A 24,143-nucleotide genomic window follows, 5' to 3' on the forward strand; every position below is an offset into this window, starting at 1 on the left:
TATGTTCACGTCGGGCAATACCAGTCCATGTCACCATTCACTCCATCTCTTCGTAAAGACGGATGAATCACAACAGGCTGGTATTGTTCAAAAACTTTCGGATCGGACTCTCAGAATTTTGAAACAGCTTCCAAGAGGAACAAAGTCTTTTCATGAGTGGTTTTGAGTGAAACAAGCCCTGCTGACCCTCTACCCGATCAGACAGGACTATCTATGACAGGTAAGCGAACTGAAGCGTTTGATGCGATTGTCCTGGGAGCCGGAGCCGCCGGTCTCATGACGGCCCTGACCGCCGGACAGCGCGGAAAGCGGATACTTGTGCTGGAACATAATGACGAGCCGGGACGCAAAATTCTGATTTCCGGTGGCGGGCGATGTAACTTCACCAACATTCATGTCGAAGCCCGGCGATTTATCTCCTCAAATCCACATTTCGCCCGGTCAGCACTGGCACGCTTCACGCCAGCCAGTTTCCTGGACATGATCGCAAAGCATCACATCGCCTGGCATGAAAAAACGCTGGGCCAGCTTTTCTGCGATGGTTCGGCTCGGGCTATCCTCGCCATGCTGCTGGATGAATGTGCTGCCGGTGATGTCACGCTTCGCCTGAGCGAGACGATTCAGGATGTACGTCATAATGGCAGGTTCACCGTTAAAACTGACAACGGGACTTTCGAGGCGCCGGCTCTGGTTCTTGCATGCGGTGGCCTTTCGATCCCGAAACTCGGCGCGACCGGTCTGGCGCACCGGCTGGCCGGACAATTTGGTCTCCCTGTTGTCCCGCTTCATCCCGGTCTCGTGCCACTTCGTGTTCAGCCCGATGCACTCGAATGGATGAGAGATCTGGCTGGCGTTTCCCTTCCTGTGCGTGTTGCCTGCGGTAAGGTGGCATTTGAAGAGGCCATGCTGTTCACGCATCGGGGGCTTTCAGGGCCGGCGATTCTGCAAATCTCATCTTACTGGCGTTCCGGGCAGCCGCTCCTGGTAGATCTCCTGCCAGGACAGGATGCGTTCTCGAGTCTCAGAACGGCAAGAAGCAGCCGTTCCCGTGCACATGGAATCGCTGTGCTCTCTGACTGGTTGCCCCGCCGCCTCGCGGAACTGCTGGGACCGAAATTACTGGGCGAGAAAGCTGCCGGGGAATGGCCGGATAAGCTTCTGCGCGGTGCAGGAGCGGCGCTGAAAACGTGGACCATTACACCTGAAGGCAGCGAGGGCTACGTAAAAGCAGAAGTCACGACAGGCGGGATAGATACCCATGCACTGTCTTCCCGATCAATGGAAGCAACAGGCGTTCCCGGACTTTACGCAGTCGGGGAAGCTGTCGACGTCACAGGCTGGCTCGGAGGATATAATTTTCAATGGGCCTGGGCCAGCGGGCACGCGGCAGGAGAGGCGATTGCCAGATGAATCTGCACCCGGATGGGCTTCAGAGCGTTAGCGCATTATAATGGCTGTTCAATCCGGGATGGCGAACATTTTATGGATCGCCCGGCCCAGGGAGACATGAGGTTGCTACTGTAATGATGTCGCATTTGTTTCATGCCCGCTTCCACAGGCACGTGAGGAAAATTATTGCCGGCGTGGCGGTGCTGGCACTCTCCGCATGCACTGGCCAGGCCGGCACGCCAGTCGCCCCTGGATCTTATCCGCCCGGTACTCCGCTGGGTGGCACGTGTAAGGCCGGTTTTTATACATGTCAGCTTCCGCTGGCGTCACCTGCTGGCGCGCCATGCAGTTGCCCCGGACTCGGCGCAGCCTCTTATGGGAAAGTGTACCAGCGGTAAAAAAATCTTTCATTTTCGTGGCGCCATGCCTGTGGAATTTGCCTTTCAGTCGTGCGGACGTTACGTCGGCTGACGGCACGGCGGCGTGGCGCGTCATGCTGCGCGAGTAATATAGCCCACGTGAACTGGTCAGCAGAGAGAGACGACACCACATGAGCCCCAGCGATGACAGTTTTCGGTCACGGTATCCTGCCGAATTCGGCGGTGAACGCTCTGCGGGGCCTCGTCTGACATCCATCATCCGCCTGGCGATATGGTCGGTGTTGTATTTTCTTTTTTATCTCGCCCAGCAACTGGCCGAACTTCTGGCTCCGCTTGTTCTCATTCTCGGTATTGGCTGGGCGGCTCTGCCGCATGTTATCGGAGCTGTCTCATCTGGTGCGGCCAGTGTTGATGCGCAGGCGCGTGATGTCATGTCTCATGTCGCAGATGCAATTCCCGGTCAGATCATGGTGGGATCGCATCTGCTCACACCCTCAGGTCTGATCTTTGATGGCATTTTGCTCATGGCGATTGCTGCTTTGGGGGCAACACTCTCCGCCATCGCCGCCCGATCCATGTGACAGATGATCGCGGCCCCGATCTGCCGGGCGTCGCGATATCTTCTTCACAGCAGATTAAGCGCGGGCCAGATTTCGCGCAGCGCACCGAACCAGTGCCAGAACGCAGCCAGTCCCATACCCGCGCACACTCCGCTCGCAATCCATGCTTTCTTCCAGAAAGCTGCCTGTTCCAGCATCGGGCGCGGTTTTTCAGTCTGTGGTAACGCAGAACCTCGCCGTAAAATGTCGCTGCGAAGTCTTTCTGTGACATCAACGGTCGGCAGGACGTGACGTGTTTCAGCCTTATCTGCTTCTGCCGGTAAGATTTCAGCTGTATCAGAATGCGTTTCCGGCGTTTCAGCGCTGCTGACTTTCGCCCAGACCGGCAGTTCGTCGTCTTCTTCATGCCCGGGCTCAGGTTCGACCAGATGCTCTTCGGGCTGCTGATCCCGCTCCCAGGCCGGAACCCACGGAGCAGACGCTTCCTCCTGTTTCGTTTCGTGAGATGGAGATTTTGAATGTGGAGCAGGATTTTCCGTATGCGGAAAAGTCTGAGGAAGATGATCTTCGACCGCATCTTCGGTGCGCGCTGCCCGAAGACGAGCAACGACATCATCAAAGCGACCCGGAACCGGGTCTGTACCGGATTGCTCATGTTCTGCCGCTGATGCAGGCGCGAAATCGTCAGCGACAGGAGGCTGCACCGATTGACGTTTGTTACGCTGCATCAGGGCATGGAGATGTTCCGGCTCCATGGTGTCGAGGTTTTCTGGCTCATCAGCCTGGCTTTCATGCTCATCGGTATGCTGATGCCAGGATGAGTGAGCAATCTGATCTTCAAGCGCAGCTTCGTCCCAGGCCGACATTTGCGGAGATTGTGACGTCCGCCTTTCATTCGCGTTCTGTGCGAGAGCGTCGTCCAGAAAACTGAAGTGAGTGTGCTCAGTTTCTGATTCAGACACAGGTGTGGTGAGTGGAGACGGGGCTCGCGGATCTTCCTGGTGGATCTTGTGAACTTCAGCCTGAGAGTCCGCAGACCCGTGGGCATCCGACGTAAGGTGATGACTGGTGTCTGATAAAGGCTCTGTGACAGTTGCAGATTCAGGTGCCGTGACGAGGGAAAGAGACTCTCTGTCTGACTGTGAAGGCTCTTCGATCTGTAACGCTGTGTCCGGTTCATCCGGCCAGGATTTCGGTTCGCGAATATCCGGAGACTGTGATTCTTCAGAAGACGCATGTGGTGCGTGATTTTGTGCCGGGACAGAAGCCGAAGCGTCTGGCTCTGTTACCGGCGCCCCGGTAACGAAAACAGCTTCAGCCCTCTGTGGGGCCGCTTCTTCTGACTGTTGCCTGACTGCATCCGGGATTTCACCGGTCTTCAGTTCCGGCTCTGCCGATGAGGGGACGTTCTTCTCTGAAACCGGAGCCGTAACGGAAGGCGTCTCAACCGGAACAGGGGATGCAGCTTCCGGTGCCGCCACAGTAATCGCCGGAACGACCCAGCTCGTCCCACAGCTCGCGCATTTAAGTACGCGTTCCCTCTTCAGGTATGATCCTGGCACGTTGTATTTAACGCCGCAGGACGGACAAACGATTAGCATCCGGCTTCCTCATTTTCGCCACAGGAGGTCCCGTCTTCCCATGGCATAATCAATCTTTGTTAACAGTATGCCTCTGATCAGTTCCTAATTTCTAAACGCGATAGAACGATCGCGAAAGGCTTCAGCAAAAGAGCGTCGACACCGCCATCTGCGCTGCGTTATGCTAATTTGTGTCTGTTCGTAACCCCGTTTTCTCAAGACTGGTTCTGCGTGCGTCGTTATGATTCGGCTTCACAATGTTACGTGGCGGCATGCCAGTCAGATAAGGGGCCGACGCGGAGAAACTCTTTCGGCTCTTCCTGCGATCAGTTTTTCAGTGGCACAGGGTGAATTCAGGTGGCTCCTCGGGCCATCAGGAGCCGGAAAGTCATCGCTTCTCAGATTGCTTCATCTTGAAGCGCTGCCTGTGTCCGGCCAGCTCGAACTGCTCGGCACGGACATAACTCCCGGAACGACACGCTCTGTCCTGGCCCGTCTCCGACAACGAATCGGAATGGTGCATCAGGATTTTCGCCTCATGCCAACGCTTTCCGTCGCCGATAACGTCGCCCTGCCGCTGCGTCTTCAGCGCCGGCATGAGGCAGATGTCGTCACGGAAGTCGATGCGATTTTGAACTGGGTCGGCCTGACAACACGAAAAAATGCGCGCCCGGTGGAGCTTTCAGGCGGCGAACAGCAGCGGACGGCTATTGCGCGTGCCGTCATTGCCCGGCCGGACCTGGTGCTTGCTGACGAACCCACCAATGCGCTGGAAGAGTCTCAGGCAAACCGTGTGATCGGCATGCTCAGGGACATTGCGGCGATGGGTACCAGCGTTATTGTCGCCACGCATAACGATGCGCTGGTGCGCCGCTTTCCCGCGCCAGCCCTTCGTCTCAACCATGGCCGGCTGATAAACGATGAGTGACCGTCGGGGACGGGTGCGTGACGGACTTGCGCTTGCTCATGCCCTTCCTGACCGCAGTCTTGTTGCGATGGTCGCCGCAATGAGTCTGCTGGCGGCGCTCACCTGGGCCGGAGTCTTTGGTGCGCAGTCTTTGTCGGCCCGATGGGCGCAGGGCGCGGAAAATCTTATAACGGTGCAGGTACCTGATCCTGAAAAGCCGGCGACACAGGCCGGTACGACAGAGAGACCGCCGGACAACAGACAGAACCAGGCAGGCAGTCAGCGTCCACGGATCGATGCCGTGATGGAGGCGCTGCAGGGGCAACCTGACGTCTCCACCGTTCACCGGCTTAATGCGCAGGAACTGGATCAGCTCCTTACGCCCTGGCTTGGCAGTTCCGGTGCCGCCGCACTGCCGCTCCCTGGTGTGATAGAAATTCATCTTGCCCCGGGCATGAATCTGACAAAAGACGTTTCGTCCCGAATAGCTGCTCTGGCACCGGGAACGCTGATCGAGCGGAACGATGACTGGCGACGGCGGCTCCAGGTTGTCGCGCGAAGTCTCGTTGCCTGCGCAGCGCTGGCTATTATTCTGGTCAGCGGTATCGGCGCCGCAGTGATTGGCATGGCAACCCGGCTTGGTCTGGGTGCACGCCGTGAGAGTATCATGATTCTGCATGGGCTTGGCGCCGCAGACGGATACGTCGCAAGCCGCTTCGGCAGCCGTGTGGCCGGGCTCTCCCTCATGGGAGGTGTTGTCGGGACAATGCTGGGGGTGCCACCGATTGTAATCGTGACGCAGCTTATGGCGCCTCTTTCCGGCCCGCAGGCGACAATGGAGCCCGCGCAGGATGGCGAAGCCATTATTTCCGGATTTTTCGGGTCTCTCATGGATAGCCATGTGCCATCCGGCCTCATAAGCGGACTCGTCTGCGTTCCGATAGCTGCTGCTGTTATTGGATGGCTGACGGCACAGATTATTGTCAGAGTATGGTTGCGTCGTCTTCCATGAAAAGTCGTTCGCGTTGCTCCCCGTGGCTTGTCGTCAGTCTTTTTCTCGGTGGCGTGCTGGGCGTTTGGCTGGCTGGTTTTGCCTGGTTTATTTTTGACGCCTGGCGTCCGCCCCGCATCCCTCCGTCATCCGATGGAATTGTTGCCCTGACGGGAGGCAACGGTCGGGTCGAAGCGTCGCTTCGGTTACTCAGACATGATTCCGGACATCTCCTGCTTATTTCAGGTGTCGATCCGCATGTGACATTGGCGGATCTTGGTCCGGCATTGCCTCCGGCTCTCGCAGATCGCGTAACGCTGGGACGTCGTGCAACATCGACAGCCGGAAATGCAGTGGAAACCACCGGGTGGGTTCGGGAAAATGACATCCACAGTCTGATCGTTGTCACAGCCGGCTATCATATCCGTCGTGCAATGCTGGAAATTTCCAGGGCTCTCCCGGACGTAACCCTTCATGCCTACGCAGTACAGTCGCCAGCTCTGCGAAGGCCATTCGACCGAAAAACATTCCATCTTCTGGCTCTGGAATATAACAAACTTCTGCTGGCATTTGCTGGTCCGGTCAGCTTTTTCCGCCACAGCAGCGATGCCTTTTGAAGGGCGTGCTGACACCGTAGGCCCACGCATTGTTTTAAAAAAATGTGGTGTGTCGAAACGTAAATGTGAATACAGCCGGGCGGCATGCAGGCTTGCCAGCAGCGCTTCCTCTCCCCTGATTTACTGATTCCAGGGGAGCAACTTACGCCTTCTCCACACATTATCGTCTCGTGCATGTCTCTATGTGCCAGCCTGGAATGGAATGCTGCATGGATCGTCTGATCGAAGACTACGCTCTTGTCAGTTCAGCGCGCTGCGCCGGCCTTATCCATCGCTACGGAACGATTGAATGGCTTTGTATGCCCCGCTTCGATTCAGAGGCGATCTTTGCATCTTTGCTGGGTACACCCGAAAACGGTGAATGGTCACTGCGGCCCGCAGATCCGGAAGCAGTCGTTTCCCGTCGTTATCTGCCAGATACAATGGTTCTTGAAACCGCGTGGGAGACCAGCACAGGCCGGGCCATTGTCCGGGATTTTATGCCGCCACCCGGCAGCAGCGATCTTCATGAACTGGTTCGTATCGTTCGTGGTGAAGAAGGCACAGTCGCATTCAGATCAGATCTCAGGCTCCGGTTCGGTTATGGAGAGCGCATTCCGTGGATGCAGCGCTACGAAGGGGCACTCTACGCTTTTGCAGGGCCGGATGCCGTCAGGCTGAGTAGCAGTGCAGATCTCACCAATGTTGACTTCTCGACTGAAGGTGAATTCGAGGTTTCTGCCGGGCAAAGCAGTTTTGCAACGCTGGAGTGGTTCCCATCGCATGTGTCGCCACCGCTGCCTCGTGATCCATATGCTCTGCTGCGGCATACGATCGCAAAAGGCAGAGAGTGGGCCAGCAGCTGTCTTTACGAAGGACCTTATGAAGACATTGTCCGCCGCTCACTGCTGACATTGAAAGCTCTGACCTATCAGCCGACTGGCGGTATCGTCGCAGCGCCTACCACATCTCTGCCGGAAATGCCGGGAGGCATCAGAAACTGGGATTACCGTTACTGCTGGCTCCGTGACGCCGCATGGACGATTCACGCTCTGGCCATTTCTGGTTATGCCGAAGAAGCAAGCGCCTGGCATCAGTGGCTGATGCGCGCGACCGCCGGCGCGGTTGACGGGCTCCAGGTCATGTACGGCCTGCATGGTGAGCGGCGACTGACCGAAATCGAACTTCCCCATCTCTGTGGCTATGAAAACAGTCGCCCGGTACGGGTGGGTAATGGGGCCCACGGTCAGTTGCAACTCGACGTTTACGGTTCGGTGATCGGTGGTTTTGATGCCGCACGGCGTGATGGTCTGCAGGGGCTGGATACGGTCTGGCCCCTGCAGCGCTCGATCGCGCAGCGGCTCCTCGGTCTCTGGCGTGAACCTGACTCCGGCTTGTGGGAAGTCCGGGGCAGTACCCGTCATTTCGTCTATTCAAAAATGATGTGCTGGTTCGCCTTTGATCGCATGATCGCCAGTGCGATCGACTTCAGTCTCGATGGTGATGTCGAACTGTGGAAGGCGACGCGTGATGAAATTCACGCCGAAGTCTGCGAACTGGGCTTCGATAAGGAGAGCAACAGCTTCATGCAATATTACGGTGCGGACAGGGTTGATGCATCACTGCTCCATATCGCTCAGCTTGGTTTTCTGCCTGCCAGTGATCCACGTGTGAAGGGCACAGTCGCCCGGATAGAGCACGACCTGCTGCGTGGCGGTTTCGTTTTTCGTTATCCGCCTGATGGAGAGAGTGCGGATGGACTGGTGGGAGAGGAGGGTTCTTTTCTTGCCTGTAGTTTCTGGCTCTGCGATGCTTACGTGATGGAGAACCGCAGGGATGAAGCGCAGCAGATGTTCGAGCGGCTGATTACCTGCGCCAATGATGTCGGACTTCTGGCTGAGGAATACGATCCGAAAACGCGTCGGCAACTTGGAAATTTTCCTCAGGCCTTCAGCCATTTCGCGCTTGTCCATACAGCTCACATGCTGGCGGGAAGCCTGATATATGAAGGTGGTAAGCGCAATGGACGGAGACGCTCATAAGCGTCCGTCACTACGGTGAATACCATTCAGGCAGGCGTGCTGGATTATTCGCTGTCAGTCTGACGGAAAGCCGATGCCATTATTAAAAAGAAATGACATTCGGGTCATGTCCGCAAGCTCCATGCGCCGGAAGGTTTGAAAATAGCCTGCTGAATTGAGGACGATTTCTCTTTCGAATGCACTTCCGGATCAGAACTGGCCGCGAGATATCACTTACTCGTGAAGGGTGTCTGTCACGGCCTCCTGAGTCGTTCATACAAAGAAGGCAATTTAATGACAGCAGCCTGCTCCGGCGAGGAGTGGTAAAAGGAAAACGAGACGATGGTTCCTGCAGCCTCGATGCTTTCTCGTCCGATCCGTTTGCTCTCGGTGGCATCGGAGATGTTTCCGTTCGTTAAAACCGGAGGGCTTGGAGATGTCGTGGCATCGTTGCCAGAAGCACTCTCGAATTACGGCGTTGACGTAAAGACGCTTTTGCCCGGTTTCCCTGCTGTACTTGCGGCTATGCGGGATACACCCGCGCGAACGTTACGTATGCCGGATATTCTTGGATATGAAGGGCTGATATGGTCCTGCCAGATCGGAGAAAATGATCTTTTCATTCTTGATATTCCCGAATTGTATGATCGTCCGGGAAATCCCTATCTCGGGCCAGATGGATGTGACTGGAACGACAACGGCATTCGCTTCGCGGCTCTTGCGCGCGCAGCGGCATTCATCGGTCAGGGTGTCATTGAAGGCTATCACCCCGACATCATCCAGACACATGACTGGCAGGCCGGACTGACCGCAGCATATCTGCATTATGAAGGCGAAAATGTCTGTCTTGCTCACGGAATGTCCCGTCGTCCGAAGGTTGTGCAGACGATCCACAATCTTGCATTTCACGGGAGTTTTTCCACATACGACCGCAGCCGGTTTGGTCTGCCGGAGGAGGCGCTGTCGGTTGACGGGTGCGAATTTTACGGACGTATCAGCTTTCTGAAAGCTGGCCTTTTCTTCAGCGACTGGATCACCACGGTATCTCCGACCTATGCAGAGGAAATACAGGGAAGTGAATGGGGTATGGGTCTGGATGGACTGCTCCGGACGCGTGCCGACTGCCTGAGCGGCATCCTCAACGGTATTGATACATCGATCTGGAATCCCGCGCGGGACCCTGTCGTAAGGTTCCCCTACATTGCGGGTGACGTGATTGCCCGGCTCTCAAACAAGCTCGCCTTCCAGTCCGAATTTGGTCTGCCACAGGACAGGAACGCTTTTCTTCTTGGCGTCGTCAGCCGTCTGACGAGACAAAAGGGAATTGATCTTCTTCCTGAAATCATGGGGCGTCTGCTGAAATTCAATACGCAGATTGTCGTCGTAGGAGAAGGAGACCGGATAATTCACCGCGCCATGTCGGCTCTCCAGCGAAAGTTCCCCGGACGTTTCGCCTGTCATCTTGGTTATAGTGAAGAACTGGGTCATCGTATGCAGGCCTCTGTTGACGCGCTTCTCATTCCATCACGGTTCGAACCGTGTGGCCTGACACAACTCTGTGCTCTTCGTTATGGCGCGGTGCCGGTCGTGTCACGGGTCGGTGGTCTGGCTGACACGATCGTCGACGCGAACGAGGCAGCTGTGAGTCGCGGTGTCGCGACCGGATTTCTGTTCTCGCCGGTCGATCCGCTTTCTCTCGCCGCTGCGACTGAACGCGCGCGCGCGCTGTTCAGGAGCGATCGTGAGGCGTGGATGAATCTTCAGAGAAACGGTGCCATGACGGATGTCTCATGGCGAGGAAAAGCAGTCCAGTATGTGAGGCTTTTTGCAAAACTATCCGGAACCGAAATCGTTGAACAGATCGGCCACAACATTGTCCGTCTGCCGGGCACTGAACGGTCTGGCGGAAAGCTCGCAAAGCACATGAACCAGAAAAGGCGTGTTGCAAGGAAACCCGGAGTTTCAGGACCGTCCCTGATGACGAGAGTCTGAAGACACGACGAACGACCTGAGAAGGGCGATGGATGCGGGGCCGAAAATCATATCGATAAACCGGGGAGCAGATGCGTGACGCGAAGATATGATGACTCGCTCTATATCGTTCCGGAACAGACCGGAGATCTTCTGGCCGGACGCTGCTCCGATCCGTTCTCGATTCTTGGCAGACATAATGCCGGAAAAGTCGATATCATCAGGGCATTCTATCCTGATGCGGCCAAAGTCAGACTGGTCGTCCAGCGACCCCGCTCAGCGCCCGCCGAACGCGCCATGCGGCCCGTTGATGATACCGGTATGTATATTGGCACGGTCCCGCAGGGAGCACACTACCACTTCCGTATCACGTGGGCTGATGCGGTTGAGGAAGCAGCAGATCCTTATTCTTTTGGTCCGTTGCTGGATGAAGAAGATCTCAACACATTTTCCAAAGGAATAAATCATCACCCGGAGAGAATGCTTGGTGCTCATCCAATGATGATTGACGGCGTTGAGGGGGTTCGGTTTTCGGTGTGGGCACCCAACGCCCGCAGGGTCTCGGTCATCGGCGACTTCAATATATGGGATGGTCGGCGGCATTCAATGAGGCTGCGGCATGCAGCGGGAGTGTGGGAAATTTTCATTCCTGGCATCGGAGCCGGTGAGCGGTACAAGTTTGAGATCATGGCAAAAAATGGATCGCTGCTTCCGCAAAAAGCGGATCCTTTTGCACGTTTTTCGGAGCGGCCACCGGCGACAGCATCACTTGTTATGTCGGATACACGGTTTGCATGGAGTGACGACGCCTGGATGGGCGAACGCGCCGGACGGCAGTCTCCCGAAGCGCCGATCTCGATCTATGAGGTGCATGTTTCTTCATGGCGCCGGCCTGGAGGGGATCCGGACCGGACCGCGACCTGGAATGATCTGACGCGTGAATTAATTCCTTATGCTGTAAAAATGGGTTTTACCCATATCGAACTTCTGCCCATCATGGAGTATCCCTTCGGAGGGTCGTGGGGATATCAGTCTCTCGGTCTTTTCGCTCCATCGGCCCGACATGGTAAACCGCCAGAATTCGCAGCCTTTATCAATGCCTGTCACGCTGCGGGTCTCGGTGTTATTCTCGACTGGGTTCCGGCACATTTTCCAAACGACGTCCATGGGCTGGCGTGTTTTGATGGCACAGCCCTCTTTGAACATATGGATCCGCGTGAAGGTGTCCATCGTGACTGGAATACTCTGATTTACAATTTTGGACGCCATGAGGTGAGGGCGTTTCTGATTTCAAGTGCATTGATGTGGCTTGAGCGATACCACATTGACGGTCTGCGTGTAGATGCTGTCGCCTCCATGCTTTATCGGGATTACAGCAGAGTGGAGGGGGACTGGGTGCCGAACGTTCATGGCGGTCGGGAAAACCTGGAGGCAGTCAGTTTCATCCGAGAACTTAACGATGTGATCACGAGAGAAGTGCCTGATGCGATCATCATCGCCGAAGAGTCCACGGCCTGGCCGGGCGTGACGCATACGACACCGGAAGGGGGTCTTGGCTTCTCTTTTAAGTGGAATATGGGGTGGATGCACGACACGCTCACCTTTATCCAGCGCGATCCGCTCTGGCGAGGCTATCATCTCTCAGAAATTTTGTTCGGTATGCATTACGGTTTTTCTGAACGATTCGTGCTCAGCCTGTCACACGACGAAGTAACCCACGGGAAGGGTTCGCTGGTTGCGCGTATGCCTGGTGATTACTGGCAGAAGCACGCCAACCTCCGTTCTTATCTGGCTTTTATGTGGTGTCATCCAGGAAAGAAACTGTTGTTTATGGGCTGTGAAATTGCCCAGCAGCACGAGTGGAATCATGATGGTGAAGTCGACTGGGTGGCACTGAATGACCCGCTGAAGGCCGGGATGCAACGTCTGGTCGCTGATCTCAATCATATGATGCGGGCATATCCGGCACTGCATGAGGCAGACTGTGATCCCCGGGGATTTTCATGGCTTATCGGCGACGACGTCAGTAACGCGGTTTTCGCATGGGCACGTTTTGCACCGAACGGTGTGCCGGTTGTGGTCGTGTGGAACACAACTCCCTTAGTCAGACATCAGTACAGAGTGGGTCTTCCTTCCGGCGGATACTGGCATGAGGTTATCAATACCGATGGAGAGATTTATGGCGGAAGTAATACCGGCAATGGCGGCGGAGTAAACGCGCAGGGACAGCCGACGCATGGATGCAACTGGTCCTGCGAACTGACATTGCCTCCGCTCGCTGTTCTCATTCTCTCACCCTTTCTTCCGGAGGTCTGATGGCGCCGACTCCTTCCTCACTGATGCCGGGTAAACCATGGCCTCTGGGTTCAGCGTATGACGGTTACGGAGTCAATTTCGCGGTCTTCTCTGCCAACGCAACCCGCATCGATCTGTGTCTTTTCGACGAGGCCGGACGTAAGGAAATTGCTCGTATTGCTTTGCCGGAATACACCGATGAAGTCTGGCACGGCTATCTTCCTGATGCCGAACCTGGTTTGTACTATGGCTTTCGTGCGTTCGGTCCCTATGATCCGGTCAAAGGTCACCGCTTTAATCCACATAAACTTCTGATTGATCCCTATGCCAGAGAACTCAGTAATGATCTGCACTGGACCGATGCGCTGTTCGGATACAGGGTGAATTCAGCACGCGCCGACCTCTCATTCGACAGACGTGACAGTGCTTCCGCAATGCCAAAATGTCGTGTCGTTGACACGCAAAAATCATGGGCAAATGATAAAAGGCCGAACATATCATCAGATGATATGATAATCATGGAAGCACATGTGCGTGGCCTTTCAATGAAACGTGAAGGTATTCCGAAGCATCAGAAGGGAACATTTCGCGCATTGTCTGATCCGCACTTTATTGATTACCTTACGAATATCGGAATTACGACGCTTGAACTTCTCCCTGTCCAGTCATTTGTCACCGATCGCTTCCTGATTGAACGTGGCGTCACAAATTACTGGGGTTATAATACTTTATCTTTTTTCGCTCCGCAGCTTTCCTATGTCGGACGTGGAAAAGCTGCGGATTTTTGCACTGCGGTAAGGAAGCTCCATCAGGCTGGCATCGAAGTAATAATGGATGTTGTCTATAATCATACGTGCGAAGGGAATGAATTTGGACCAACACTTTGTTATCGCGGCCTTGATAACGCAAGCTATTACCGTCTCGTTCCTGGAAGTGAACGGCATTACATCAATGATACCGGATGCGGAAATACACTGAATCTTGCGCATCCCCGCGTGATGCAGATGACACTGGACTCTCTGCGTTACTGGGCGACAGAATTTAATATTGATGGTTTCAGATTTGACCTGGCTGTTATCCTGGCACGCGAGGATTACGGTTATAATCAGAGGTCCGGCTTTCTCGATGCCATTCTGCAGGATCCCGTCCTTTCAACGCGAAAGCTGATTGCGGAACCGTGGGATCCAGGCCCGGGAGGATACCAGGTGGGGAATTTTCCGCCTGGCTTTATGGAGTGGAATGACAAATTTCGCGATACGACGCGTCGTTTCTGGCGGGGAGATGCGAAAATACAGGGAGATATGGCTGCTCGCCTCGCAGGGTCCGGCGACCTGTTCGATAAGCGCGGGCGTCGTCCCTGCACGAGCGTCAATTTTGTGACTGCCCACGATGGCTTCACGTTGATGGACCTCGTCAGTTACGAGCGACGTCATAACGAAGCCAATGGTGAAGATAGTCGTGACGGAGCTGAGGAAAACTATAGTAGCGACTGGGGTGTGGAGGGGCCGACAGATGATGCCGGCGTTATAACGACACGTGACCGCATCCGCAGGTCTATGATGGCGACATTGCTGCTGGCACATGGAACTCCCATGATTCTCGTGGGTGATGAATTCGGTCAGACCCAGAATGGAAATAACAATGTCTATTGTCAGGATAACGATATATCATGGATAGACTGGTCCCTTGTGGAAACGCCCCGGGGAGGTGAGATGCACGAATTCACAAAGCGCCTGATCGACCTCAGAAAAACTCATCCTTCGCTTCGTGCGGCGCGTTACATGCACGGGCGACATAAGCCGCGCCCCGATTTACCGGATATTGCATGGTTCAACAGCGCCGGAGCGTCGATGTCGGTTGATGACTGGAACAGCGATGAGCGTCGGGTTGTGGGGCTGCGTCGGGTTGCCGGAGCAGGAGACGTTCTTGATGTGACCTGCCTGATCATGAACCCTGGAACTCAGGATATACAATGCGTCCTTCCTGGACCAGATGGAGACTGGAGTCTGCTTGTCAGTAGTGTGGAAAAAGAAGCAGGAGCAATGGAAGTAACTAAAGAATCTGAGGGAAACAGCAGTGTGATGGTCGCCGCGCACTCTCTTGTTCTGCTGAAACTAAATCTCGCAAAGGTTTCCCCCGACGCATAAAGCGCACAGAGGAGAACGGATACGATGTCAGGATTTTTCCGATATCAGCGACGGCAGGGGGCGGTTCTCGTCGGACCTGATCTGACGCGCTTCCGTCTCTGGGCGCCCTCATGTTCTGCCGTAACTCTTGAGCGCGAAGGACTGGCTTCCGTTCAGATGGATGCCCAGGATGACGGATGGTTTCAATGTGAGACTCATAGCGGGGCTGGAGTTCGTTATCGTTATCGTGTTGCCGATGACGTCACTGTTCCTGATCCTGCGTCCTGTTCGCAGCCTGACGACGTTCATGGTGCCAGTGCTGTCGCAGATCCGTCGTCTTATCAGTGGACATGCCCGGACTGGAGCGGTCGTCCGTGGGAGGAGGCTGTCATCTATGAAATTCATATTGGTCTTGGCGGCGGTTATCGAAAGATAGCTGAAGACTTGCCGCGCCTTGCCGCTCTGGGCGTCACTGCGATTGAACTTATGCCGCTGTCGGAATTTCCCGGCGACAGAAACTGGGGCTATGACGGTGTATTTCCGTTTGCGCCGGAGTCATCTTACGGCACACCGGACGATCTCAAATATCTGATTGATCAGGCTCATCGTTTCGGTCTGATGATCTTTCTTGATGTGGTTTACAATCATTTCGGACCGGACGGTAATTACATCGCACTCTATGCCCCGGAGTTTTTTTCGGAAAACGAACATACACTCTGGGGTTCCGCCATTGATTTTACCCGTAGCCAGGTTCGTGAGTTTTTCCTGGACAATGCTCTCTACTGGATTATGGAATTTCGCTTCGACGGACTCCGTTTCGATGCTGTGCAGGCCATCACTGAACGCAACTGGCTGGAGGAGTTACACAAGGTCATATCCGACACCATCGAAGCAGGCCGCTTCGTTCATCTGATTCTGGAAAACGAGAATAACGATGCGGGCCTGTTGCGGGATGGTTTCACAGCTCAGTGGAATGATGATGCACATAATGCCCTCCATGTGCTCCTTACCGGCGAAAATGAAGGATACTATAAGAATTTTTCTAAAGACCCCATTCTGTCTCTGGCGGTAGTTCTGGAGGAGGGATTTTGTTTTCAGGGGCAGCCATCTCCGATGACCGGAAAACCGCGTGGTTCCGGAAGCAGTGACCTGCCAGCAGAGAAATTTATTCTGTTTTTGCAAAATCATGACCAGGTCGGAAATCGCGCCCTGGGTGAACGTCTGACGGTGCTTGCTGATCCGGATGCGCTAAAGGCTGCTTACGCGCTTATGCTTCTTTCTCCCCAGATTCCGATGCTGTTCTTCGGCGAGGAATGGGGATGTCGCACGCCCTTCTTTTTTTTCACCAGTCATAATAGAGAACTTGCTGAAATTGTCAGAGAAGGCCGGCGAAGTGAATTCGCGTCATTCAGTCATTTTCATGAGTCGGAGAAACGGAAGCTGATTCCTGATCCGAATGCAGTGCAGACATTCGAAAAATCTCGTCCCGACCGGTCCGTCACCGGTGAGCGTGATCATAAGGCGTGGCTGGAACTGACACGGGAACTGCTGGGGCTTCGCCAGCAATTTATTGTGCCGCGACTGAAGGATGCACATAGCGCTGGTGTCACCATTCTCGCAGATGACGAGGGTGCTTCATGCCCGGCTCTGCTGGCATCCTGGACAATGGCCGACGGTGCTTTGCTCTCAATTGTGATCAATCTCGGCACAAAGCCGGTGTCCCTGACATCGGTTCCGGATGGAAAACTGATCTGCGCCAGGGGAGAGGTAAGCGAAGTCCGTCGTTTTGGTCCGGGGAGTATTGCCGTCTGGCTGAAGGATGAGATCCGTGTCTGATCAGATGCTTATCAAACAGGCTGCTTTTGCCGGGCTGAAAGTCCGCTGGAGAGATGCCCGGGGCAAGGCCCGGCGTGTTTCGCCGGAAAGCCTGCGACGCCTGCTTGCAGTTCTGGACAGCCCCGACGGCGCCTCTTTGCCGGAGGTGATGCCCGCTATGATCGTTACCGATGAAGGTAAGGTCACGCGGTTGCCGACAGAAGGAAGAGAAGGTCTTCCGGGCATCGCAGCAGAAACCACTGTGCGTTTTGTACTCACGCTCGAAAATGGTTTGAAAACAGAAGGAAAACTGAAGAGAGCGCGCGATGGAACGTTACTTATCCCAGCGGTGAAAACACCGGGTTATCATCAGATTGCCATTGGAGATCAGGCGACCGTGCTGGCTGTAGCGCCTGCACGGTGCCCGGCTGTTTCCGGTTTTACGGGACGTGAAACACCACGTTGCTGGGGCCTGGCGGCACAGATTTACGGTCTGAGACATCAGGGGGATGGTGGGATCGGCCATTTTGGAGCAGTTGGCGAGCTGGCGCGGGTCAGCGGTCGTGCCGGCGCGGATGCTCTGATGCTTAGCCCTGTTCATGCCATGTTCGCTGCCAGGCCTCAACAATACAGTCCGTATTCACCGTCCAGCCGTCTGTTTCTGAATGTTCTCCTTGCCGACCCGCATTCCGTCTTTGACACCATGACGATCCGGGCAGCGATGCGGCGGGCGCGGATATCGCAGAATATCACCGAATGCCTGGAAACGCAGGACCTTGTCGACTGGCCGACTGCCGCTAAATTTCGTCTGAAATTGCTGAGAACGCTTTACGACAGTTATATTTCCCACCCTGAATCCGGAGATTTTACTGCCTTTGTCCAGTCCGGTGGAAACTCCCTGCAGAATCATGCTGTTTTTGAAGCCTTGCATGCAAAAGAGGTGCAACGCGGTCCGGGAGGAGGTGACTGGAGATTATGGCCAGAACCGATCCGCAGTCCGCACACGCCGGAAGTCGAACGTTTTGTCTGCGATATGGCGGTAGAGATCGGTTTTCACAAATTCCTGCAATGGATTGCAGCGCGCAGTCTTCAGTCTGCAAATATCGAATCCAGAAAGGGAGGAATGAAAATAGGTCTGATCGGTGATCTGGCTGTCGGTGTCGATCCTGCAGGGAGTGAATGCTGGTCTGGTCAGACAGATCACCTTATCGGTCTTTCAATCGGCGCACCTCCTGACGCGCTGAGCCAGGCCGGTCAGAACTGGGGACTGACGACATATTCACCCCGAGCACTCAGAACAACAGGATACCGGGCTTTTATCGAGATATTGAGGGCAGGTTTTTCGCATGGCGGCGGGATGCGTATCGATCACGTCATGGGAATTGAAAGGCTTTGGGTCATCCCTGACGGAGGCGGTGCTGAGGATGGCGCTTACCTGACCTATCCGCGTGATGACATGCTTCGGCTTATGGCGCTGGAAGCAACGAGAGCAAATGCCGTGGTGATCGGCGAGGATCTTGGCACGGTCGAACCAGCCTTTCGTAAGGCCGCGATACAGCACGGCCTCATGGGGATGAACGTGCTTCCCTTCCAGCGTGACACAACTGGTGCATTTTTAGCGTCTGACAAATGGTCAGAAACCTCCGTTGCCATGACGACAACGCATGATCTTCCAACGATCGCCGGATGGTGGCAGGGAACCGACATCGCCTGGCGAGAGAAACTTGGTCAGATCAGATCTGATAATGACAAGGAAAAGGTTCAGGCGGAAAGGGAGCGGGATCGCACCGCTCTGTGGACATCTCTGCAAACAGAACCAGATAATACGACAACGGTAATGGATTACAGGCATCCTGTTACGGCACGGAGCAGAAAGGAAGCAGCCGATAAAACAGTCACTGCTTCTGTCGGCATACAGGCTGAGCCTTCATCATCGGAATGTGGTGCAAAAACGGTCGTGGACAGGGTGATCCGGCTTGTGGCCCATACGGATTGTCCAATGGCAATCGTACCACTCGAAGATCTTCTCGGGCTTGCGGAGCAGCCTAATATTCCCGGAACGATCTCCGGGCATCCGAACTGGCGGAGGCGTTATCCCGCTGCGACAAAAGCACTCCTGGCACGGGTTTCCGTTACACGCCGCCTGGCTACATTGCGCGCCGAAAGACCGCGTCATGAATAATGAAAGCGGAACACTATTTGGTTCAGTTACGGATAGTCCTGTGCGAGCAACGATCAGACTTCAGTTCAGGCAGGGTTTCACACTTGATGATGCCACTGAACTTGTGCCGTATTTTGCGGAACTCGGCATTAGCCATATTTATGCTTCCCCGTTATTCCGTAGTCGCCTGGGATCAGCGCATGGTTATGACATTCTCGATTACGGAAGCATTGAACCTGACCTCGGAGGTGAGGGCGCTCTGAGACGTCTTGTGACCGCTCTGCGCGCTCATCGAATGGGACTGATCATCGACATTGTTCCTAATCATATGGCAGTTGGCGGAGCGGGAAACATCTGGTGGGAGAATGTGCTCGCCTGGGGAGAAAACAGTCCATACGCCAGGTTTTTTGATATTTCCTGGAAGGCATATGCGCCGGAAAGACATGGTAAAGTCGTCCTTCCGTTTCTGGATCGTCCTTATGGAGAAGCATTGGCATCCGGCGTTCTGAAACTGAAAAACGATCCGGAAACGGGTCTTTTTTTTGTTTTTCATCACCAGCACCGGTTTCCTGTCTGCCCGGCGCATTATGGATCGTTGTTAAAACAGGTTGCCGCCCCTCGTGAGTTATGTGCTGCTTTTTGCGCAGTCACTGAACGGATGATTCCCGATAGTGATGTCGACAGAGCACTCGCAGGACTTTCCGGGTGGAGCCAAACGCCTGAAGGGCAGGAAAATCTGAACCGGCTGATGAGCTTGTATAATCCGGAAACGTCAGAAGGTCGCAAGAAACTTCATACTCTGATCTGTCGCCAGAACTGGAGAGCAATATGGTGGAGGACAGCGAATGAAGTCATTAACTGGAGACGCTTTTTCGATAATACAGAACTTGGCGCCATCACTGCTGAGCGCATGGAAGTGTTTGAGGCGACACATGATTACGTCATCTCTCTTTTTGCTCACGGTCTGATCGACGGTGTCAGGGTCGACCATATTGATGGCCTTACTGCACCGGCAGTCTACTGCCGCAGGTTGCGTGATCGCTTCCTGCAGGTGGCACCATTCCGTCCTGCTGAAGCTGGTAACAGGATATCGATTTACGTGGAAAAAATTCTGGGAGCCACGGAAAGGCTTCCGGTGGAGTGGTGCGTTGAGGGAACGACCGGTTACGATTTTATGGACCAGGTTTCCGCGGTGCTCCATGACGAAAATGGAAAAGCTGTTCTCAATGAACTCTGGGAGGAATGTTCCGGGTGCAATCCGGCCGTGGCAGCGATCGAACTGACTGCTCGTAATGAAATTCTGCCAGGACTATTTGCAGCAGAGTTTTCCCGCCTCATCTCCTGCCTTAAAGAGGCTTTGCTGGCCGAAGAGGGCAGGGAACGGGATGATGGATGTAGCATTCATGATGATACCGACTTTGCGATTTCCGATGTCATGCGTGCTGTGTTCCGACATTTTGTTCCGTATCGGACATATTACGCCGATGGCATGCTGCTCGATCACAGAACCGATCTGGCCTCGCTGAATGATGCCGCAAAAAAATCTCGTCCGGATCTGCTACCATCGCGATACGGTCTTCTCGATCGCATCATCGCTTTGCTTGCCTCACACCCCGAAAACATGCCTTCCATAATGATCAGAGAAGCACAACGTGCCTTTGAACATCTGACAGCCCCTTTATCTGCAAAATCTCTTGAGGATACAGCATTCTATCGGTACGTGAGACTCATATCGCGGAATGAGGTCGGTAGCGACCCGGGCATACTGGCCCGGACAGTATCAGATTTTCATACGGCATGCACAGTAAGGTTACGAAATTACCCTCACGCTATGCTCGCCACGGCAACGCATGATCATAAGCGCGGCGAGGATAGCCGCATGCGGATAGCAGTCATAAGCGAAACAGCTGAGGAGTGGCGAGGCTGTGTTCGGCGCTGGTTGACGAAACTTACCGGAAGAGCCGGTCCGGATCACGTCGACGCATTGATGCTCTATCAGACATTGCTCAGCGTGTGGCCGTCTGACGGTCGGCCTGAACGACTGGTGTCGCGCGTTTCGGAGTGGTTCACCAAGGCCCTTCGTGAAGGCAAGCGACATACAAACTGGCTGGACCCGGACGAAACCTACGAAGCCGCGTGCCAGGACTACCTTGCGATGCTGCTTGATTCCCAACGCTCATCAGTCTTCCTTGCCGAAATGACCGCTTTCTCTGAGCGGATCGCGCCAGCAGCAGCACTGAATGGCCTTTCGCAGACATTGTTACGACTGACGACGCCGGGCGTGCCTGATCTTTATCAGGGATGCGAACTCTGGGATTTTAGTCTGGTTGATCCGGATAATCGCCGTCCTGTTGATTTTTCCAGGCGAGAAGCTCTGCTGCGAAACGAAACAGATTTCGATCAGGCTGCAACCGAGTGGAAAAACGGGGCAGTCAAGCTGCTCCTGATCCGATTGCTCCTGCAATGCCGGGCCCGGCATCCATTACTTTTCACATGCGGCTCGTATGAACCCGTTGCAGCCACTGACGATCATCTTATCGTATTCCATCGGTTGTATGAAAACACGCAGCTTCTGGTCGTGGCTCCGCGGCACACATTATTATTGGGGCCCGATGGTAAAAACCTCAGGCCTGAGAAAATGCCAGAGCCCGTCCGGTTCCCTGCTAGCTGCCACAAGTCCTGGCGCAGCGTCATTCGTCCGGCGCGTCGCCTTCAAATCGGGACAGAAGCCGTGCAGTTCTTCGAACCCGGCCTGGTGCCTGTCGAATGTTTTATTGTGGAAGCCTGATGACCGGCATTCCGGATGCACCTGTAATGATTCTGCCAGTTGCGGCCCGGCAGACATGGTGCCGCGAGTGCCTCATGGAGCCGTAGTCCTGCCGCTTATTCCGTGAAATGACACATTTCGCCCTGGCGACTAAGATACATTTCACGATGACTTTTTTCCATTCCTCTATCTCTCTCCGTATCTGTGTTGCTGCCTCCGTGATGGCCTTCTCCCTTTCTGGCTGCACGCCTCCCGTCTCGGTTCACCATCTTGGTCTTACCCGGGCATATCTGGACGAAACGCGCAGTGCTCTTGCTGGCCGGGTCCTGAGTAATGCCACACAGATCGTCCTTGAACGCCAGAATCTGCGTCAGCTCTGGCAGGCCCATCCAGCAGCAGCCATCGCCGCGCTCCGTGGAATAACCGCTGCGGATACGGTTGGCCCGGATGTCGGCGACAGGCTGTTTGCGCTTGCAGAACTGAACTATCTGCGTGGTCGTCAGACACATTTCCGGGCCGATTTTATGGCGGCAGCCCTATACGCTTATGCTTATCTGGCTCCTGGCGAGGCACAGGCAATCCGCCCCAGTCCTTATGACCCGCGGTTTCGTCAGGCCTGTGACATTTACATGCTGGGCCTGACCGAGGCGCTGGGCTCGCCTGTTCAGATTACGCCCCAGAGCTGGCAACTGCCGTTCGGCTCGCTGGACATCAATGCAGGAACGCCCAGCCTCAACTGGCATGGCCATCCGCTGACAGACCTGCGTCCAACTGCGAGGCTTTCTGTTGACGGAGTCAAAAATGTGTACCGTCATCCCGGTCTTGGAGAGCCGCTTGCCGCGTTGCCTGAACTTTCAGATGCGGAGGACCGTTCCTTTCAGATCGCGGATAAGCTTCGCATCCCGGTCAATCTGCTTGTGGAATTTGATGATCCACGGCGGCAAATATTTTCAGATCATCTGAATGCACGGTTTATTGTTTCAGCAATCGATGTGGAAGATCATCGTATTATCGGCGATGACTCCGTACCGTTACACTATGAGCCGACCGCCGCGCGTGCAATCAGCCTGCAGGATTCAGTCGACTGGTCAGCCGAATATCGTGGCTTTCTGGACGGCAGCCTTTTTCTTGATGGTCACAGCCCCCGACTGGTCGCCATACAACCGCATCAGTATGGTCATATGCCGGTTGTCCTGGTTCATGGCACCGCATCAAGTCCTGCCCGCTGGGCCGACATGATCAATGATCTTCTTGAAGATCCGGTCATTCGTAAACATTTTGAGTTCTGGCTCTTTTCATATGGCACCGGTAATCCGATTCCTTATTCGGCACTTGAACTCAGGCGTTCGATCCAGCAGGCCGTCAATCAGCTTGGAGGAACACAGGCAGATCCTGCACTGGGCCAGATAACTCTCATCGGACACAGTCAGGGCGGCCTGCTTGCAAAAATGCTGGTTATCCAGGCCGGTAACCGACTCTGGAACGGTGTGACGAAACATCCGCTGGCAAGTCTCGACTTTTCGCCTCGCACGCGGCACCTTCTTGAAGAAGCTATGTTTCCGACACCTGTGCCGGAAGTTCACAGAGTCGTTTTCATCTCAACACCGCAGCATGGAAGTTATCTGGCAGGATACTCGGTCGCGCGCCTGGTCGGCCGCTTCGTCAGTTTTCCTGTAACTGTCACGGATATCATTCAACAGGTCGTTACAGGTGACGTGGCAAGTTCCAGAACGAACATGCAGCCATGGCGGGCCGGAAGTGTATACGGCATGTCGCCTGACAGTCCTTTTATCAAGGCTCTTGCAGCTATTCCTGTGTCGCCGACAGTCCATGCCCATTCGATTATCCCCGTTCTGGGAGACGGTCCTCTTAAGAACGCCGATGACGGTGTCGTCAGCTACGAAAGTGCCCATATTCCAGATGTTGATTCCGAACTGGTTGTCCGTCACTCCGGTCACTCCACTCAGTCTGACCCGATAACCATTGCGGAGGTCAGGCGCATCCTTCTCGAACAGATCGGATCCGCCGGTGATTTGTCGGCCAGGTATGAGAAGAACATGTATGAATCGTTAGTTGGTAGTCAAAGCAATGAAGCCCCGCGGAGTGCGTCCGGCCACTCCAGGACCGCTACGAAAGCACTCAATGGTTAACTCGTTCCTCACAGAGACAGCACGGAACAGAAATCGTGGCATCGCAGAATGGGGCAGATGGGTAATCGGCTGGTCTGTTCTGATTGTTGTCACGATATCCGGCGCTCTGGCATTGTATTATTCAACAGTAACACCTCCTCTGTTGCGTGTCAGCCTTTCTCTCCTTTTCCCATCGGCCATGATCGCCTCTTACTGCGGACGGCATGCAGTTTATGGCCGCCTGTCCCTCGGTGTTCTGACGCTATCTTTATGCATCTGGTATTTGACTGATCTGCCCCGAAATGATCGGGACTGGGCCGGAGAATATCGGCTTCCTGCAGACGCTGAGTGTCTGACCGAAAATGAGTTGAGTGATTTCAGCGGGTTATGATTCATGGGTTTGCGATAACCTGATGAGATCAAGATGGCCTGGACTGAAATCACCCGAGCGCAGT

14 protein-coding genes are annotated in these 24,143 nt (G+C 54.7%); 13 read left to right on the forward strand and 1 reads right to left on the reverse strand.

What is annotated here, in order from left to right; translation table 11 throughout:
- Positions 1–213: 213 nt before the first annotated feature.
- Entirely contained in the window at positions 214–1,410 is a 1,197-nt protein-coding gene (locus tag GOB85_RS15825) for a BaiN/RdsA family NAD(P)/FAD-dependent oxidoreductase (RefSeq protein ID WP_173578469.1), read from the forward strand.
- A gap of 529 nt (positions 1,411–1,939) precedes the next feature.
- Positions 1,940–2,350, forward strand: a complete 411-nt coding sequence (locus GOB85_RS15830; protein WP_173578470.1) for a hypothetical protein — start codon at positions 1,940–1,942, stop codon at positions 2,348–2,350.
- Between the two features lie 44 nt (positions 2,351–2,394).
- Here the strand turns inward: GOB85_RS15830 and GOB85_RS15835 are convergent, their stop codons facing one another.
- Positions 2,395–3,810, reverse strand: a complete 1,416-nt coding sequence (locus tag GOB85_RS15835; RefSeq protein WP_242011571.1) for a hypothetical protein — start codon at positions 3,808–3,810, stop codon at positions 2,395–2,397.
- A gap of 340 nt (positions 3,811–4,150) precedes the next feature.
- Here GOB85_RS15835 and GOB85_RS15840 point away from each other — a divergent pair, with 340 nt between their 5' ends.
- The 11 genes from GOB85_RS15840 (at position 4,151) to GOB85_RS15890 (ending at position 23,709) form a co-directional block, all read left to right on the forward strand.
- Positions 4,151–4,837, forward strand: coding sequence for a cell division ATP-binding protein FtsE (locus GOB85_RS15840; protein ID WP_173578472.1), 687 nt, complete (start codon positions 4,151–4,153; stop codon positions 4,835–4,837).
- Positions 4,830–5,828, forward strand: coding sequence for a cell division protein FtsX (locus GOB85_RS15845; RefSeq protein WP_173578473.1), 999 nt, complete (start codon positions 4,830–4,832; stop codon positions 5,826–5,828). Before GOB85_RS15840 ends, GOB85_RS15845 begins: the two co-directional genes overlap by 8 nt.
- Positions 5,825–6,424: a YdcF family protein gene (locus GOB85_RS15850; protein ID WP_242011572.1), complete on the forward strand. Its 600-nt coding sequence runs from the start codon at positions 5,825–5,827 to the stop codon at positions 6,422–6,424. Before GOB85_RS15845 ends, GOB85_RS15850 begins: the two co-directional genes overlap by 4 nt.
- A gap of 209 nt (positions 6,425–6,633) precedes the next feature.
- Positions 6,634–8,445, forward strand: a complete 1,812-nt coding sequence (locus GOB85_RS15855; RefSeq protein WP_173578475.1) for a glycoside hydrolase family 15 protein — start codon at positions 6,634–6,636, stop codon at positions 8,443–8,445.
- Positions 8,446–8,766: 321 nt separating this feature from the next.
- Complete coding sequence (gene glgA, locus GOB85_RS15860) at positions 8,767–10,416, forward strand: glycogen synthase GlgA (RefSeq protein WP_173578476.1); 1,650 nt, start codon at positions 8,767–8,769, stop codon at positions 10,414–10,416.
- 75 nt (positions 10,417–10,491) lie between these two features.
- Positions 10,492–12,711: a 1,4-alpha-glucan branching protein GlgB gene (gene glgB, locus GOB85_RS15865; RefSeq protein WP_173578477.1), complete on the forward strand. Its 2,220-nt coding sequence runs from the start codon at positions 10,492–10,494 to the stop codon at positions 12,709–12,711.
- Positions 12,711–14,837: a glycogen debranching protein GlgX gene (gene glgX, locus GOB85_RS15870; protein ID WP_173578478.1), complete on the forward strand. Its 2,127-nt coding sequence runs from the start codon at positions 12,711–12,713 to the stop codon at positions 14,835–14,837. Before glgB ends, glgX begins: the two co-directional genes overlap by 1 nt.
- A gap of 24 nt (positions 14,838–14,861) precedes the next feature.
- Positions 14,862–16,652 (forward strand): malto-oligosyltrehalose trehalohydrolase, encoded by a 1,791-nt coding sequence (treZ, locus tag GOB85_RS15875; RefSeq protein ID WP_173578479.1) that lies wholly within the window; start codon positions 14,862–14,864, stop codon positions 16,650–16,652.
- Positions 16,636–18,813 (forward strand): 4-alpha-glucanotransferase, encoded by a 2,178-nt coding sequence (gene malQ, locus GOB85_RS15880; protein ID WP_194298810.1) that lies wholly within the window; start codon positions 16,636–16,638, stop codon positions 18,811–18,813. Before treZ ends, malQ begins: the two co-directional genes overlap by 17 nt.
- Positions 18,806–21,580, forward strand: coding sequence for a malto-oligosyltrehalose synthase (gene treY, locus GOB85_RS15885; RefSeq protein ID WP_173578481.1), 2,775 nt, complete (start codon positions 18,806–18,808; stop codon positions 21,578–21,580). Before malQ ends, treY begins: the two co-directional genes overlap by 8 nt.
- A 146-nt stretch (positions 21,581–21,726) precedes the next feature.
- Positions 21,727–23,709: an esterase/lipase family protein gene (locus tag GOB85_RS15890; RefSeq protein WP_173578482.1), complete on the forward strand. Its 1,983-nt coding sequence runs from the start codon at positions 21,727–21,729 to the stop codon at positions 23,707–23,709.
- Positions 23,710–24,143: the final 434 nt, after the last annotated feature.

This window comes from Acetobacter fallax, assembly GCF_011516735.1.
Taxonomy (GTDB): domain Bacteria; phylum Pseudomonadota; class Alphaproteobacteria; order Acetobacterales; family Acetobacteraceae; genus Acetobacter; species Acetobacter fallax.

Bases quoted from the DNA above. Each gene is read 5' to 3' on its own strand.
- glgX (WP_173578478.1), top strand. From the start codon at position 12,711: ATGGCGCCGACTCCTTCCTCACTGATGCCGGGTAAACCATGGCCTCTG.
- GOB85_RS15845 (WP_173578473.1), top strand. From the start codon at position 4,830: ATGAGTGACCGTCGGGGACGGGTGCGTGACGGACTTGCGCTTGCTCAT.
- GOB85_RS15855 (WP_173578475.1), top strand. From the start codon at position 6,634: ATGGATCGTCTGATCGAAGACTACGCTCTTGTCAGTTCAGCGCGCTGC.
- treY (WP_173578481.1), top strand. From the start codon at position 18,806: ATGAATAATGAAAGCGGAACACTATTTGGTTCAGTTACGGATAGTCCT.
- GOB85_RS15850 (WP_242011572.1), top strand. From the start codon at position 5,825: ATGAAAAGTCGTTCGCGTTGCTCCCCGTGGCTTGTCGTCAGTCTTTTT.
- treZ (WP_173578479.1), top strand. From the start codon at position 14,862: ATGTCAGGATTTTTCCGATATCAGCGACGGCAGGGGGCGGTTCTCGTC.
- malQ (WP_194298810.1), top strand. From the start codon at position 16,636: ATGAGATCCGTGTCTGATCAGATGCTTATCAAACAGGCTGCTTTTGCC.
- GOB85_RS15890 (WP_173578482.1), top strand. From the start codon at position 21,727: ATGACTTTTTTCCATTCCTCTATCTCTCTCCGTATCTGTGTTGCTGCC.
- glgA (WP_173578476.1), top strand. From the start codon at position 8,767: ATGGTTCCTGCAGCCTCGATGCTTTCTCGTCCGATCCGTTTGCTCTCG.
- GOB85_RS15825 (WP_173578469.1), top strand. From the start codon at position 214: ATGACAGGTAAGCGAACTGAAGCGTTTGATGCGATTGTCCTGGGAGCC.
- GOB85_RS15840 (WP_173578472.1), top strand. From the start codon at position 4,151: ATGATTCGGCTTCACAATGTTACGTGGCGGCATGCCAGTCAGATAAGG.
- GOB85_RS15830 (WP_173578470.1), top strand. From the start codon at position 1,940: ATGAGCCCCAGCGATGACAGTTTTCGGTCACGGTATCCTGCCGAATTC.